Origin of the sequence: Pseudomonas vancouverensis, assembly GCF_004348895.1 — a bacterium.
Lineage (GTDB): Bacteria > Pseudomonadota > Gammaproteobacteria > Pseudomonadales > Pseudomonadaceae > Aquipseudomonas > Aquipseudomonas vancouverensis.
Window position 1 is genome coordinate 349,879 of the sequence record NZ_RRZK01000007.1, and the last position, 14,829, is coordinate 364,707.

Below are 14,829 nucleotides of genomic sequence, written 5' to 3' on the forward strand. Positions count from 1 at the left end.
CTTGCCTAACGTCCGCTGATCGGGTGACTGAATCCATGAGCCAACTGCCTTTCCTGCCATTTTCCAAACCCACTATCGATGAACAAACGATCGCCGCTGTCGGTGACGTACTGCGCTCCGGCTGGATCACCAGCGGTCCCAAGGTCCAGGCCTTTGAAGCGCAATTGTCGGAGTATTTCGGCGGTCGCCCGGTGCGCACCTTCAACTCCGGCACCTGCACCATGGAAATCGCCCTGCGTATCGCCGGTATCGGGGCAGGCGACGAAGTGATCACCACACCGATTTCCTGGGTGGCCACCGCCAACGTCATTCTTGAAGTCGGCGCCACACCGGTGTTCGCCGACATCGACCCGGTGACCCGCAACATCGATCTGGATCAACTGGAAGCGGCCATCACCCCGCGCACCAAAGCCATCATCCCGGTGTACCTCGCCGGGCTGCCGGTGGACATGACCCGCCTGTACGCCCTGGCGCAAAAGCACGGCCTGCGGATCATCGAAGACGCCGCGCAAGCGCTGGGTTCAAGCTGGAACGGCCAGCGCATTGGCGCCACTGGCGACTTCGTCTCCTTCAGCTTCCAGGCCAACAAGAACGTCACTTCGTCCGAGGGCGGTTGCCTGGTGTTGAACAACGCCGAAGAGGTGCGACTGGCGGAGAAGTACCGCCTGCAGGGTGTTACCCGAACCGGTTTCGATGGTCTGGACGTCGATGTGTTGGGTGGCAAATTCAACATGACCGACGTGGCCGCCGCCATTGGCCTGGGGCAATTCGCCCACATCGAGGCCATCACCGCCCATCGTCGTGAGCTGGCCAGACACTACTTCGCCTGCTTCGGCGAGGATTTCGAGGCGCAGTACGGCGCGCAACTGCCTCCGGCGGATTTCACCCAGAGCAACTGGCATTTGTTCCAGCTGGTGTTGCCCGAGCGCACTGATGGCAAGCCGGCGCGAGCGACGTTCATGGAGCAGATGCAGGCATTGGGTGTCGGGATCGGCTATCACTACCCGCCGATTCACCTGTTGAGCCTGTACCGCGAACGCGGTTTCAAGGAGGGCATGTTCCCGGTCGCCGAGCGGGTTGGTCGACTGATTGTTTCGCTGCCGATGTTCACGGCGATGAGCAAGGCGGATGTGGAGCGGTCGGTGGCGGCGGTTAAGGCTGTTTTGAAGCCATAAACAGACCTCGCAGGAGCCGGCAGCAAGCGGGCTCCTGCGAGGGCGGGCATTACTCGCCGATTGCAGCCTTGTAGCCGGCGGCATCCAGCAGCTTTTCCAACTCTGCCGGGTTGCTTGGCTTCAGCTTGAAGATCCACGCGCCGTACGGATCGGAGTTGAGCAGCTCAGGCTCGCCGCTCAGTGCGTCGTTGACGGCAATCACTTCACCGCTGATCGGTGCATAGATGTCGGAAGCGGCTTTAACCGATTCAACGACACCGGCCTGATCCTGAGCGGCAAACACGTTGCCGACTTCAGTCAACTCGACAAACACCACATCGCCCAGCGCTTCCTGCGCGTGATCGCTGATGCCCACGGTGACGGTGCCATCGGCTTCCAGACGTGCCCATTCGTGACTTTCGGCAAAACGCAGGTCGGCAGGGATATCGCTCATGTTCTGTGTCCTCAGAAAAATGGTCGGCGGTCGTTGCCCGCCGGAAAAATGTTAGATCAAGGTTTTGCCGTGACGTACGAAGGTCGGTTTGACCACCCGGACCGGGTACCACTTGCCACGGATTTCCACTTCGGCGCGGTCGGCAGTTGCCATCGGCACGCGCGCCAGGGCAATCGACTTGCTAAGCGTAGGAGAGAAACTACCACTGGTGATCTCCCCTTCGCCAACATCGGCGATACGGACCACCTGATGAGCACGCAAAACGCCGCGCTCCTCAAGGACCAGACCGACCAGTTTGTGCTTAACCCCGGCAGCCTGCTCGGCTTCCAGCGCAGAGCGACCGATGAACTGGCGGCTGGCCGGTTCCCAGGCGATGGTCCAGGCCATGTTCGACGCCAGCGGTGAAATGTCCTGCTGGATATCCTGGCCATAGAGGTTCATACCGGCCTCGACCCGCAAGGTATCCCGGGCACCCAGGCCAATCGGAGAAATCCCGGCGCCGACCAGGTCGTTGAAAAAGCCTGGTGCCTGATCAGCCGGCAGAATGATTTCCAGCCCGTCTTCACCGGTGTAACCGGTACGCGCGATGAACCAGTCGCCGTCGGGCTGGCCTTCGAAAGGTTTGAGCAGCTGAATCAGGTTGCCGCGGGACTGGTTGACCAGTTCGGCAATCTTCTGGCGAGCGTGCGGGCCTTGAATGGCCAGCATTGCCAATTCGGAACGTTCGTTGAGCTGAACATCGAAGCCGGCGAGATGAGCCTGCATCCAGGCCATGTCCTGGTCGCGCGTGGAAGCGTTGACCACCAGTCGGTAACCGTCATCGAGACGGTAGACGATCATGTCGTCGACGATGCCGCCCTGCTCGTTGAGCATGGTGCTGTACAACGCACGGCCGGGGCTGTGCAGGCGTTCGACGTCGTTGGCCAGCAAATGCTGGAGCCAGGCCTTGGCCTGGGCACCGCTGACATCGATCACGGTCATGTGGGACACATCAAAAACACCGCAATCACGGCGCACCTGATGGTGCTCCTCGACTTGCGATCCGTAATGCAGGGGCATGTCCCAACCGCCAAAATCGACCATCTTCGCGCCAAGGGCGAGATGAAGGTCATACAGAGGCGTACGCTGTCCCATGGGTTTCTCCTTCCGGGCGTGGCGAAGGCGCGGACAGGCACTGAGCGATTAAAAGCCTTGAAAAAAGGGGCTCTCAGCCGATTTCAGTTACCTGGTCTGTCAGACAGACCGCACCGAATGCCGCGCATTGTAGCCGCAAGGTGTAGGACTGACACCTAGCTGTTTCGATGCGCCGAACGCCGGATCAATCCGATGACCGGCAACAGCCCGACCAGAACCAGGGTCAACGCCGGCAGAGACGCCCTCGCCCACTCACCCTCGCTGGTCATTTCAAAGATGCGTACGGCCAGCGTGTCCCAGCCGAACGGGCGCATCAGCAAGGTCGCGGGCATTTCCTTGAGTACGTCGACAAACACCAGCAACGCGGCACTCAAGGTGCCCGGGAGCAACAACGGCAGATACACTTTGAAAAACAGTCGCGGCCCACTGACGCCAAGGCTTCGTGCCGCTTCGGGCAAAGAGGGCCGTATACGCGCCAGGCTGCTTTCCAGTGGTCCGTACGCCACGGCAATGAAGCGCACCAGATAGGCCAGCAACAGGGCCGACAGGCTGCCCAAGAGCAGTGGCTTGCCCGCACCACCGAACCAGTTTGAAAGCGGGATCACCAGCTCGCGGTCGAGGTAACTGAACGCCAGCATGATCGATACCGCCAACACCGAGCCCGGCAAGGCGTAGCCGAGGTTGGCCAGGCTGACCCCGCTGCGGATCATCGGCGTCGGTGCCAGCCGCCGGGCAAATGCCAGCAGCAGGGCCGCACTGACGGTGATCAACGCCGCCATGCCACCCAGGTACAGGGTATGAACGATCAACGCGGTGTAACGCTCGTCAAGATCGAAGCGCCCGCGCTGCCAGAACCAGACGACCAGTTGCAGCATGGGAATGACGAAGGCGCAAGCGAACACCAGTGCGCACCAGGTCGTGGCCGCCAACGCCTTGATGCCGTGCAGGTGATACAGCGCCTTGACCCGGGGCCGCTCGTTACTCGCCCGATTGGCCCCGCGAGCCCGGCGCTCGCCATACAGCACGAGCATCACCACCAGCAGCAACAGGCTGGCCAATTGTGCAGCGGTGGACAGGCTGAAAAACCCGTACCAGGTCTTGTAGATGGCCGTGGTGAAGGTATCGAAGTTAAACACCGATACTGCACCGAAGTCCGCCAGGGTTTCCATCAGGGCCAGGGCCACGCCGGCACCGATAGCCGGTCTCGCCATTGGCAACGCAACTCGCCAGAACGCCTGCCAGGGCGATTGCCCCAGTACGCGCGCGGCTTCCATCAGGCCTTTGCCCTGAGCGAGGAATGCGGTGCGGGCCAGCAGGTACACATAAGGATAGAAAACCAGCACCAGCACCACGATCACCCCGCCTGTGGAGCGTACGCGCGGCAACCGCAGCCCCATGCCGAACCACTCGCGCAGCAAGGTTTGCACGGGGCCTGCGAAATCGAGCAGACCGACAAAGACAAACGCCAGCACGTAGGCGGGAATTGCAAACGGCAGCATCAGCGCCCAGTCCAGCCAACGCCGGCCAGGGAATTCGCAGAGGCTGGTGAGCCAGGCCAGGCTGACACCGAGGAGCGTCACCCCGACACCGACGCCAAGTACCAGGGTCAAGGTGTTGCCCAGCAGGCGTGACATCTGTGTGTCCCAGAGGTGGGACCAGATCTGCTGATCGATGGTTTGCCAGGACAGCAACAGGACGCTCAGGGGGAGCAGGACCAGCGCAGCGATGGCGAAAACGATGGGGTACCAGCGGCGTTGGGCGGGGTGGGCCAAGAAATTTCTCTAAAAAATGTGGAGTGAACACACATCTGCGTTCACTCCATCTTTGTGGCGAGGGAGCTTGCTCCCGTCCAGCTGCGAAGCAGCTGCCTGGATTTTCAGATCATGTCCTGTCAGGCAGGGGCGCGCTGCGCGCGCCATCGGGGATAAATCCCCTCACCACGGACTCAGTTCCAGCCAGCCTTATCCATCAGGCGAATCGCTTCGGCCTGGCGCTTGCCGGCGATTTCGACAGGCAGGGTATCGGCCACGAACTTACCCCAGGCCGCCACTTCAGCAGAAGGCTGAACGCTCGGGTTGGCCGGGAATTCCTGGTTCACGTCGGCGAAAATCTTCTGTGCTTCAGGCGTCGTCATCCACTCAACCAGCGCCTTGGCGGCTTCCGGGTGCGGTGCGTGCTTGATCAGGCCGATGCCCGACAGATTGACGTGCACGCCACGGTCCACCTGATTGGACCAGAACAGCTTCACCGGCAGGTCCGGCTTCTGCTTGTGCAGGCGGCCGTAATAGTAGGTGTTGACGATGCCGACATCGCACTGTCCGGCGTTGATGGCTTCCAGCACCGCCACGTCATCGGAGAACACGTCGGTGGACAGGTTGCTGACCCAGCCCTTGAGGATCTGCTCGGTTTTCTCGGCACCGTGGACTTCGATCATGGTAGCCGTCAGCGACTGGTTGTAGACCTTCTTGGCCGTGCGCAGGCACAGGCGACCTTCCCACTGCTTGTCGGCCAGCGCCTCATAAGTGGTCAGTTCGCCTGGCTTAACGCGATCGGTCGAATAGGCGATGGTCCGAGCGCGCAAGCTTAACCCGGTCCAGGCGTGGGACGCGGCGCGGTACTGCAGCGGGATGTTGGCGTCGATGGTTTTCGAGGTGAACGGCTGGAGGATGCCCATCTGCTCGGCTTGCCAGAGGTTGCCGGCATCGACGGTGAGCAGCAGGTCGGCCGGCGTGTTCTCGCCCTCGGCCTTGACCCGTTGCATCAGCGGCGCTTCCTTGTCGGTGATGAACTTCACCTTCACACCGGTTTTCGCCGTGTAAGCATCGAAGACCGGCTTGATCAGCTCGTCGATTCGCGAGGAGTAGACCACCACCTCGTCGGCGGCCTGGGCGGTGGTGCTGCCGATCAGGGTCAGGGCCAGTGCTGTCAGTAGACGCTTCGGTGCCAACATGGGGAGCGGTCTCTCGATTGAAAAAATGAGGCCAAATGATAAGGACTCACATTTGTGTTCTCAATCGAAGTGGGCGGCGGAGGAGTTACGAGATGTTGCACCACCTGTTACCTGTAGTGCTTGATCTACTACCATCGTCGCCACAGCGCAAATCTCAGGGCTTGGCCAACGCCGGCAAATCCCCGGTCAGCCCCAATGCCTCGCGCACAAACAACGCCTTGGCCTCCGGCATCTTCTCGACCATCTTCAACCCGGTGTTGCGCAACCAGCGCACCGGCAGCGGATCGGCCTGGAACAAGCGCTCGAACCCTTCCATCGCCGCCATCAGGGCGAGGTTGTGGGGCATGCGTCGACGCTCGTAACGGCTGAGCACTTTCACATCCGCCAGACGTTCACCTCGCGCATCCGCTTGCAACAGCACTTCGGCCAGCACGGCGGCATCGAGGAAACCGAGGTTCACCCCCTGCCCCGCCAGCGGGTGAATGGTGTGGGCCGCGTCGCCGATCAATGCCAGCCCTTCGGCTACATAACGTTTGGCATGGCGTTGACGCAGCGGAACGCACAGTCGTGGATCAGCGTTCAATACTTCGCCAAGCCGACCTTCGAAAGCCCGCTCCAGCGCCTTGCAGAAAGCCTCGTCATTCATGGCCATCACGCGCTCGGCTTCGCTCGGCGTGGTTGACCACACGATCGAGCACCAATCGTGCTGACCGTCGCGTTCCAATGGCAGAAAGGCCAGGGGACCGTTATCGGTGAAACGCTGCCAGGCCGTCATCTGATGCGGTTTGGCGCAACGCACGCTGGTGACAATGGCGTGGTGCAGATAGTCCCACTCGCGGGTTGCCACACCGGTCAGGCGGCGCACCGCCGAATTGGCACCATCGGCGGCAATCACCAGTGGCGCCCGCAGGGTGCGGCCATCGGCCAGGGTCAGCAACCAGTCGTCACCGGAGCGGCGCATTTGCTCCAGACGTGCATTGGCCAGCATGCCGAGATCGCAGTCGTGCAGGCGATCGAGCAAGGCGTCCTGCACCACGCGATTCTCGACGATATGCCCGAGCGCTTCGGCGTGCACGCTGGCCGCCGAGAAATGAATTTCACCGGTGCCGCTGCCGTCCCACACCTGCATGTCGGTGTACGGGCTGCTGCGGCGCTTGGCGATGCCGTCCCAGACGCCCAGGCGCTCGAGGATTCGCTGGCTGGCCGCCGACAAGGCACTCACCCGTGGCTCGAAGGCTGCCTGGTGGTCGAAGGGCTTGACGCTCAGGGGGCTGCCATCGAGTAACAGGACTTCCAGCCCACTGTCCTGCAACGCCAGCGCCAGGGCGCTGCCGACCATTCCGGCTCCGACAATCAGCAGATCTGCGCGCATTTCCATGCTTTAAGCCTGTCTCTCTTGCGGCTTGAGCCGCACGTAAAGGGTTTTCCCGACCCGCGCCACGAGGGTGCCAGCACCGTCGTGAATATCGACTTGCAGCTGCGGCAGGTACTTTTCGCCACTGGCGGTTTGTCGGCGGATGTCATCGATCAAGGTGTCATCGATGGTGAAGCGGGCAAACACCGGACCTTTGCCCGGCGATATGAAATCGATGTCGGCGGCTTTGTCCCAGACGATGTACTGGCGCCCGAGGTTTTCCATCAGCATCAACATGAAGAACGGATCGACCATCGAGTACAGGCTGCCACCGAACTGGGTGCCGACGTAGTTGCGGTTGTACCAGCCCAGCCCCATGGACACCCGCACATCGCGAAAATCATCGCTGATGTGCTGGACGCGGACACCGGCGCCGAAGTACGGCGGGTAGAACGTCATGATAAACCGCATCAAACGGGCCTTGCCGTAACGGCGGATCAACCAGTTACGCATCCGGCCGCGTCCCCAACCCCATCGCCTGGCGGGCGAACCAGCGTTTGGCCGGCGGCAGCAGGTCGAGACCGAGCAAGCCGATATTGCGCCCCAGAGACACCAATGGCTGAGTACTGCCGAACAGGCGGGTGACTTGATCGGAGAAACCCACCGTGAGGTCCTGATCAAGGCGCTGGCGTTCGCGATAGGCTTGCAGCGTGGCGAAGTCGCCCAGCGGTTTGTCGCTGGCGAGCAGCGCGTCGGCCAGAGCCTGGGCATCGCGCAGAGAGAGGTTGAAACCCTGACCGGCAATCGGGTGCAGGCTGTGCGCCGCATTGCCGAGCACGGCCAGATGCGGACGCACCTGCTCTTCAGCCTCGACCAGTGTCAGCGGATACAGGTGCCGGGCGCCGACCTGCTTCAGCGTGCCCAGGCGATAGCCGAACACACCCTGCAATTCGCTGAGGAAGCTGCGTTCGTCCAGCGCGGCCAGACGCTGTGCGTCCATGCCCAGACGGGTCCAGACCAATGCACAGCGATTTTCCGGCAATGGCAGCAGGGCCATCGGGCCTTCGTCGGTAAAGCGCTCGAAAGCCATGCCGTTGTGGGCTTCGCTCGGGGTGATGTTGGCGATCAGCGCACTCTGGTTGTAGGGCCGCTTGCGGATGCCGATGCCCAGTTGCTCACGCAGGCCGGAACGACCGCCGTCGGCCAGCACCGCAAGGTCGCACTCCAGCGTGGTTTCATCGTTGAGGGTCAGGCGATAGCCATCGGCCAACGGCTCCATGCGCGTGACTTCCGCCGGGCAGCGCCAACTGATCACGTCCTTGTCCAGGCCTTGCCACAGGCATTGGCCGAGCCAGGCGTTTTCAACGACATAACCCAGCGCTGGAACGCCCTCTTCCATCGCCGACAAACGTGCCGTGGAGAAGCGTCCACGGTCGGACACATGAATCTGCTTGATCGGCTCGGCGCGGCGGGACACTTCTTGCCAGATGCCCAGCCGCTGATAAATCTGCCGCGAGCCAAACGATAGCGCCGAAGAACGGGCGTCGTAGCTCGGCTGATAGGTGTCGCCGGGAGCGAATGGCTCGATCAGTACGATCTTCCAGCCGCGAGCCTTGGCACCGGCCTGCAGCGCCAGCGCCAGGCTTGCTCCGACCAGCCCGCCACCGATGATGGCCAGATTGACGCGACTCATGCCGCCTGCGTCCGCGCGGCAGCCATCAAGGCTTCGATGTCGGCGACGGTTTTCGGTACGCCGCCTGTCAGTACTTCACAACCGTTCTTGGTGACCACTACGTCGTCCTCGATGCGCACGCCGATGCCGCGCCATTTCTTCGCCACGTTCTGGTTGTCAGGGGCGATGTAGATGCCTGGTTCCACGGTCAGCGCCATGCCGACCTCCAGCACGCGCCACTCGCCGCCGACCTTGTACTCGCCGACGTCATGCACATCCATGCCCAGCCAGTGGCCTGCGCGGTGCATGTAAAACGCTTTGTAGGCTTCGCCGGCAATCAGTTCGTCCACCTCGCCCTGGAGCAAGCCAAGCTCGACCAGCCCCGCTGTGATCACTCGTACCGTCGCCTCATGGGCCTGGTTCCAGTGCTTGTCCGGTGCGATCTCGGCGAACGCGGCTTGCTGGGAAGCCAGCACCAGCTCGTAAATCGCTTTCTGCTCGGCCGAATACTTGCCACTGACCGGAAAGGTGCGGGTGATGTCGCTGGCGTAACAGTCGATTTCGCAGCCCGCATCGATCAGCACCAGATCGCCGTCCTTGAGCAGCGCGTCGTTCTGTTGGTAATGCAGGATGCAGCTGTTGCGCCCCGCCGCGACGATCGAACCGTAGGCCGGCATCTTCGCCCCGCCCTTGCGGAACTCGTAATCGAGTTCGGCTTCCAGGCTGAACTCGTGCAACCCGGCGCGACAGGCCTGCATCGCCCGCACGTGCGCCTGGGCGGAAATTCGCGCAGCTTCGCGCATCACTTTCACTTCTGCCGCCGATTTATACAGGCGCATGTCATGCAGCAGATGATCCAGGGCAACGAATTCGTTCGGCGGCTGCGCGCCGAGATTGGCCTTGGAACGGATCACGTTGATCCATTCCATCAGGTGACGGTCGAATTCCGGGTTGCTGCCCATGGCCGAGTACACCCGGTCGCGCCCTTCGATCAGGCCCGGCAGGATGTCGTCGATGTCGGTGATGGGAAATGCATCGTCGGCGCCAAAGTCGCGAATTGCGCCTTCCTGGCCGGCGCGCAGACCGTCCCAGAGTTCCCGCTCGGCATTGCGTTCACGGCAGAACAGGATGTATTCGCCGTGAATCCGCCCCGGCATCAGCACCAGAACGGCCTGAGGCTCGGGGAAGCCACTGAGGTACTGGAAGTCGCTGTCCTGGCGGTAAACGTGTTCGACGTCGCGGTTGCGAATGGCCACCGCGGCGGCGGGCAGGATGGCAATGCTGTTGGGTTCCATCTGCGCCATCAGGGCCTTGCGACGCCGGCTGTATTCCGCTTTCGGGATATGAATCATGGGCAGATGGCGTTCCCTGGCAAACGATTAGTGCAGCGACGGTTTGGCAGCGCCCGCTGCGTCTTTCTTGGTCTCGGAGAACAGCAGCAGCGGTGCGACGCGCAGGTACTCCATGACTTCCATGTAGTCGGTCTCGCCGTCTTCGGACTCCTCGAGGGCGTCCTGCACCTGGGAAATCGCCGCCAGATCCTGCAACACTTCGGTGGCTTCGCTGCTCAGGGAGCTGCTGTCGCGGCAGTTCAGGCCGAAACCGCTGAGGAAACCCTGGCACCACTGGCCCAGCGCGGCAGCACGCTCGGTGAGCGGAGCATCGTCGCTTGGCAGCAGCAGAACGACGGTCACGTCATCGCCGGTCAACTCGCCCTTGACCATCTCCTGCAGGCCGATGAGGGCCGCGCGAACGTTGTCCTGCGGTTCGTTTTCGAGCAGCTCGGCGGCATCGATCAGCCAGCCTTCAGCGTCGAAACCGGCGCCGGCACAGCTACGGCCGAGCAGCAGGCCGTGCAGTTCGGCAGGCGAGACGTTGTGGCCGCTGGAAGTCAGCAGGGTGGCGAAACCTTGGTACGGGGAATTCTGAATGGTCATGGGCAGCTAGGCGCCAGACGGCGCTATGTCTAGAATGAAGGCCTTGTATCCTACATCGACTACCCCTGTAGGAGCGAGCACGCTCGCGATGAACCCGCAAACACCGCAGGGTGTCAGGGACCCAGCGTTATCGCTGGCGACCATCGCGAGCAAGCGCGCTCCTGCAGTCCGCCCCCATCAGACAGTGAAGACAATGGAAGACACCGACCTGCAAGCGCTGATGGCCAGACTCGAACTGCTGATTACCCGAGTCGAGCAACTAAAGAGCCAAAACGGACTCTTACTAGCTCAGGAAAAGACCTGGCGCGAGGAACGCGCGCACCTCATTGAAAAAAACGAAATCGCCCGGCGTAAGGTCGAATCGATGATTTCGCGCCTCAAGGCCCTGGAGCAAGACTCATGAGTTCAAGCAATAGCGTCACCGTGCAGATCCTCGACAAAGAGTATTCGATCATTTGTCCCCAGGAAGAGCGCAGCAACCTGGTGAGTGCCGCCCGTTACCTGGACGGCAAGATGCGTGAAATCCGCAGCAGCGGCAAAGTCATCGGTGCCGACCGCATCGCGGTGATGGCCGCGTTGAACATCACCCATGACCTGCTGCACAAGGAAGAGCGCCCCGATGTACAGGTCAGCGGTTCGACCCGTGAACAGGTTCGCGACCTGCTCGATCGGGTCGATCTGGTGCTGGCGACCGATCCGGATGTCACCAAAGGCTGATTCGCGCGACCGCTTGAGGTATACTCGCATCACTCCCTGGGGTGCTTGCCAGTTGACCACGTCCCTGAGCCGATTCGCACTACCCTGGAGGTTGCACGTTGGGCTGGTGTGCATGTCCGCTAGACGGAAAGCCTTAAAGCCTACTGCATCTTCCACCTTGAACTTTCGGGTTCAAGGGCTAAGTCAGCAGCGGTTCATCCGGGGAGCCTGATTCCAGCCGATGGCGGTTTTTAGACCGGCATCGGCTTTTTTATGGATTCGCTTTCCTGCAGACGATACGCTTTGCCTATCCGCACTGTAGAAGCCCGATTTCATGAACGAACCTGCGCTGCTTCCCCGCCCGCAACTTCGACGCATGCTGCGCAAGGCCCGTCGCGCGCTGACGGCCAGTGAGCAACGACAGGCTGCTCGTGGACTCTACCGGCAACTGGCGCAACATCCATTGTTCCGTCGGGCCCGGCACATTTCCCTTTATCTGCCCACAGACGGCGAAATCGATCCGCGCCTGCTGCTGCGCGCCGCGCAACGTCGGGGCAAGACCACCTACCTGCCGGTACTAAGCGCCTGGCCACGAACCAAAATGGTCTTCCAGCGCATTCGCCCTGGGGAAAAGCTCAAACCCAACCGTTTTCGCATCCTCGAACCACGGGCCAACATCGCTCGTCAGCGCAAGATCTGGGCACTGGACCTGGTGTTATTGCCATTGGTGGGGTTTGACGATGTCGGCGGACGCCTGGGGATGGGTGGCGGTTTTTACGACCGCAGCCTGGCCTACCTCGCACGACGCAAGAACTGGCGCAAGCCGACGTTATTGGGGCTGGCCCATGAATGTCAGAAGGTCAACCGATTGGCTCAGGCGAGCTGGGATGTACCGCTGCAAGGCACGGTGACGGACAAGGCGTGGTATTTCGCGGATCGGGCGCCACTGTAAGCAGCGGCGCCGAAAAGGCAGGCTCAGCGCTTGAAGGCTGTCGACTGTTGCTGCAGTTGAGCCAGTTCGACCGGCGCATCGGTCTTGTTGGCCCACAGGCTTTGGGCATAGCCAGTGGTCACGACGCCCAGGCCAAACAAAATGACCAAAATCCATAGTAAATCCGGTTTGCGTTTCATCGATTGCCCCCCAAAGGCATATCAACACGATGACAGCAGCGGTTTCCGTTTGTAGGCCGTGCAGCAGCGTCAAGCTTTAAAGGCCGGCATTTTGCGACAACGTGAACCGGCACGCAAATGCTGGCGTCAACCGACTGTCGGTTTGTCATAAAATCGCCGACGAGCTGCCAGACCCACCTCCCGAGGAGCAACAGACATGGCCTACTGGCTGATGAAATCCGAGCCCGACGAACTGTCGATCACAGATCTGCGGAAACTCGGCAAAGCCCGCTGGGATGGGGTTCGCAACTATCAGGCACGCAATTTCCTGCGGGCCATGGCCGTGGGCGATGAGTTCTTTTTCTATCATTCGAGCTGCCCGGAGCCAGGCATTGCCGGGATCGGCAGGATTGTCGAAGGCGCCTACCCGGACCCGACGGCGCTGGAACCGGAGAGCCACTACTTCGACCCGAAAGCCACGCCGGAAAAAAACGCCTGGAGCGCCATTGATGTGGCGCATGTCGAGACGTTTGCCCGGGTGTTGAAACTCGATTATTTGAAACAGCAGACAGCGCTGGCCGAGCTGCCGTTGGTGCAGAAGGGCTCGCGGCTGTCGGTGATGCCCGTTACCGCTGAGCAGTGGGCGGCGGTGATTGCCCTCAAGCCGTAGGTTTCCCGGCGTCTGCCAGAATGCATCGCCAGCAGGCTCGCTCCCACAATGGCTTTATGCTGAAACACAACCCGGTGTTCGGCGCAAAACCCTGTGGTAACAAGCTTGCTTGCGATGCCTTCGCAGGAGCAGCAAAAAATTACTGGATGATGAGGTTGTTGAACAACAGATCCTCAACCACCGGCTTGCCGGTTTCGTCATTCATCACTTGCTGGGTCTGCTTCAAGGCTTCCTGACGCAGCTTTTCCTTGGCCTCGACGTTATTCATCGTCTCGGTGGTCTGCTGGGCAAACAGCGCCACCAGCTGATTGCGAATCAGCGGCTCATTGGCCTTCACCGCCTTCATGGCATCGTCACCGGTCACGCGCAACGCCACATCGGCCTTGTAGACCTTCAACTTCGGAGTGCCGTCCAGGCCGTAGTTGCCCACGAACGGCGGGCTCAGGGTGACGTAAGTGACCTTGGGCGCGGTTTCACCCTCCTTGGCTTCCTCGGCCTGCGCTGCCACAGGCAGGGACAGGGCCAGCAACAACATGATCCACGCTTTCACAATTCGCTCCTTATCCGGTTTGCGGCCTAGCATAACGACCCGCCGCCCAAGCACAAGCTTATGGCTGACTATCAGGGTCGGGCATGCTCGTTGACCCATCGACTCACACACCTACACTTATCGGCCATCACTCCCAAAGGAATAGCCCTGATGAAAGCCGTGCTGTGCAAAGCCTTCGGCCCCGCCGAATCGCTGGTGCTGGAAGACGTCGCCAGTCCTGTCGCGAAGAAGAATGAAATCCTGCTGGACGTGCACGCGGCCGGGGTGAATTTTCCCGACACGCTGATCATCGAGGGCAAGTACCAGTTCAAACCGCCCTTCCCGTTTTCCCCGGGCGGTGAAGCGGCCGGCGTGGTCCGCGAAGTCGGTGAAAAGGTCAGTCACCTGAAAGTCGGCGACCGGGTCATGGCCCTGACCGGCTGGGGCAGCTTTGCCGAACAGGTGGCGGTCCCGGGCTACAACGTATTGCCGATCCCGCCATCGATGGACTTCAATACCGCCGCCGCATTCAGCATGACCTACGGCACCTCGATGCATGCCCTTAAACAGCGCGGCAACCTGCAACCGGGGGAAACCCTGCTGGTGCTCGGCGCCTCCGGTGGCGTCGGTTTGGCTGCCGTGGAAATCGGCAAGGCCATGGGTGCCCGGGTCATCGCAGCGGCCAGCAGCGCGGAAAAACTCGCGGTGGCCAGAGCTGCCGGGGCTGATGAGTTGATCAACTACAGCGAATCCAGCCTCAAGGACGAAATCAAACGCCTGACCGACGGTCAGGGCGCTGATGTGATCTATGATCCGGTCGGTGGTGACCTGTTCGACCAGGCCATCCGCGCCATCGCCTGGAACGGCCGCCTGCTGGTGGTCGGTTTCGCCAGTGGCCGCATCCCCGAACTGCCGGTTAACCTCGCCTTGCTCAAGGGCGCCGCGGTGCTCGGCGTGTTCTGGGGCTCCTTCGCCCAACGTCAGCCACAGGACAACGCAGCGAACTTCCAGCAGTTGTTCGGCTGGTTTGCCGAAGGCAAGTTGAAGCCGCTGGTGTCGCAGGTGTACCCACTGAGCAATGCCGCCCAGGCGATCAATGATCTTGGCCAGCGCAAAGCTGTGGGCAAGGTGGTTGTGCAGGTTCGCTGAGTTTTCCAGCAGGCCTGGGC

17 protein-coding genes and 1 other RNA gene are annotated in these 14,829 nt (G+C 61.4%); 7 read left to right on the forward strand and 11 right to left on the reverse strand.

Going from position 1 to position 14,829, the window contains the following annotated elements; all coding sequences use genetic code 11:
• Window positions 1-35: 35 nt before the first annotated feature.
• Window positions 36-1,175 (forward strand): DegT/DnrJ/EryC1/StrS family aminotransferase, encoded by a 1,140-nt coding sequence (locus EIY72_RS06010; RefSeq protein ID WP_093228838.1) that lies wholly within the window; start codon window positions 36-38, stop codon window positions 1,173-1,175.
• Between the two features lie 49 nt (window positions 1,176-1,224).
• On the opposite strand, the gene gcvH is transcribed toward EIY72_RS06010, so the two are convergent.
• The 9 genes from gcvH to EIY72_RS06055 all read right to left on the reverse strand — a co-directional run bounded on the left by gcvH (window position 1,225) and on the right by EIY72_RS06055 (window position 10,655).
• Window positions 1,225-1,608, reverse strand: coding sequence for a glycine cleavage system protein GcvH (gene gcvH / locus EIY72_RS06015; protein WP_093228835.1), 384 nt, complete (start codon window positions 1,606-1,608; stop codon window positions 1,225-1,227).
• A gap of 51 nt (window positions 1,609-1,659) precedes the next feature.
• A complete protein-coding gene (gcvT, locus tag EIY72_RS06020) occupies window positions 1,660-2,742 on the reverse strand; it encodes a glycine cleavage system aminomethyltransferase GcvT (protein ID WP_093228831.1) in 1,083 nt (360 codons plus the stop codon).
• Window positions 2,743-2,897: 155 nt separating this feature from the next.
• On the reverse strand, window positions 2,898-4,514 hold the full coding sequence (locus EIY72_RS06025) for an ABC transporter permease (RefSeq protein ID WP_093228828.1): 1,617 nt from the start codon (window positions 4,512-4,514) through the stop codon (window positions 2,898-2,900).
• 173 nt (window positions 4,515-4,687) lie between these two features.
• Complete coding sequence (locus tag EIY72_RS06030) at window positions 4,688-5,692, reverse strand: extracellular solute-binding protein (protein ID WP_093228825.1); 1,005 nt, start codon at window positions 5,690-5,692, stop codon at window positions 4,688-4,690.
• 154 nt (window positions 5,693-5,846) lie between these two features.
• Entirely contained in the window at window positions 5,847-7,064 is a 1,218-nt protein-coding gene (locus tag EIY72_RS06035) for a 2-octaprenyl-3-methyl-6-methoxy-1,4-benzoquinol hydroxylase (protein ID WP_165939585.1), read from the reverse strand.
• Between the two features lie 9 nt (window positions 7,065-7,073).
• Window positions 7,074-7,559: a DUF4442 domain-containing protein gene (locus EIY72_RS06040; protein ID WP_093228819.1), complete on the reverse strand. Its 486-nt coding sequence runs from the start codon at window positions 7,557-7,559 to the stop codon at window positions 7,074-7,076.
• Window positions 7,552-8,739, reverse strand: coding sequence for a 2-octaprenyl-6-methoxyphenyl hydroxylase (gene ubiH, locus EIY72_RS06045; RefSeq protein WP_093228816.1), 1,188 nt, complete (start codon window positions 8,737-8,739; stop codon window positions 7,552-7,554). Before ubiH ends, EIY72_RS06040 begins: the two co-directional genes overlap by 8 nt.
• Window positions 8,736-10,070, reverse strand: coding sequence for a Xaa-Pro aminopeptidase (pepP, locus tag EIY72_RS06050; RefSeq protein ID WP_093228813.1), 1,335 nt, complete (start codon window positions 10,068-10,070; stop codon window positions 8,736-8,738). The genes ubiH and pepP overlap by 4 nt, the downstream gene beginning before the upstream one ends.
• 27 nt (window positions 10,071-10,097) lie before the next feature.
• The gene (locus EIY72_RS06055) at window positions 10,098-10,655 is read right to left on the reverse strand and encodes a YecA/YgfB family protein (protein WP_093228810.1); all 558 of its coding nucleotides are present in this window, start codon (window positions 10,653-10,655) and stop codon (window positions 10,098-10,100) included.
• Window positions 10,656-10,848: 193 nt separating this feature from the next.
• Here EIY72_RS06055 and EIY72_RS06060 point away from each other — a divergent pair, with 193 nt between their 5' ends.
• The 4 genes from EIY72_RS06060 (at window position 10,849) to EIY72_RS06075 (ending at window position 12,303) form a co-directional block, all read left to right on the forward strand.
• The gene (locus EIY72_RS06060; RefSeq protein WP_007982902.1) at window positions 10,849-11,058 is read left to right on the forward strand and encodes a TIGR02449 family protein; all 210 of its coding nucleotides are present in this window, start codon (window positions 10,849-10,851) and stop codon (window positions 11,056-11,058) included.
• Entirely contained in the window at window positions 11,055-11,372 is a 318-nt protein-coding gene (locus EIY72_RS06065; protein ID WP_008024266.1) for a cell division protein ZapA, read from the forward strand. The genes EIY72_RS06060 and EIY72_RS06065 overlap by 4 nt, the downstream gene beginning before the upstream one ends.
• 30 nt (window positions 11,373-11,402) lie before the next feature.
• Window positions 11,403-11,581: non-coding RNA, 6S RNA (gene ssrS / locus EIY72_RS06070), on the forward strand.
• A 104-nt stretch (window positions 11,582-11,685) separates the two neighbouring features.
• Entirely contained in the window at window positions 11,686-12,303 is a 618-nt protein-coding gene (locus EIY72_RS06075; protein WP_093228807.1) for a 5-formyltetrahydrofolate cyclo-ligase, read from the forward strand.
• 23 nt (window positions 12,304-12,326) lie between these two features.
• Here the strand turns inward: EIY72_RS06075 and EIY72_RS29860 are convergent, their stop codons facing one another.
• Window positions 12,327-12,482, reverse strand: coding sequence for a hypothetical protein (locus EIY72_RS29860; protein WP_007982896.1), 156 nt, complete (start codon window positions 12,480-12,482; stop codon window positions 12,327-12,329).
• Window positions 12,483-12,678: 196 nt separating this feature from the next.
• Here EIY72_RS29860 and EIY72_RS06080 point away from each other — a divergent pair, with 196 nt between their 5' ends.
• Entirely contained in the window at window positions 12,679-13,131 is a 453-nt protein-coding gene (locus EIY72_RS06080; RefSeq protein WP_093228804.1) for an EVE domain-containing protein, read from the forward strand.
• Between the two features lie 139 nt (window positions 13,132-13,270).
• On the opposite strand, the gene EIY72_RS06085 is transcribed toward EIY72_RS06080, so the two are convergent.
• On the reverse strand, window positions 13,271-13,681 hold the full coding sequence (locus tag EIY72_RS06085; RefSeq protein WP_093228801.1) for a flagellar basal body-associated protein FliL: 411 nt from the start codon (window positions 13,679-13,681) through the stop codon (window positions 13,271-13,273).
• Window positions 13,682-13,831: 150 nt separating this feature from the next.
• Between EIY72_RS06085 and EIY72_RS06090 the strand changes: the two genes are divergently transcribed.
• Window positions 13,832-14,809: an NADPH:quinone oxidoreductase family protein gene (locus EIY72_RS06090; RefSeq protein ID WP_093228798.1), complete on the forward strand. Its 978-nt coding sequence runs from the start codon at window positions 13,832-13,834 to the stop codon at window positions 14,807-14,809.
• The last annotated feature ends 20 nt before the right edge of the window (window positions 14,810-14,829 follow it).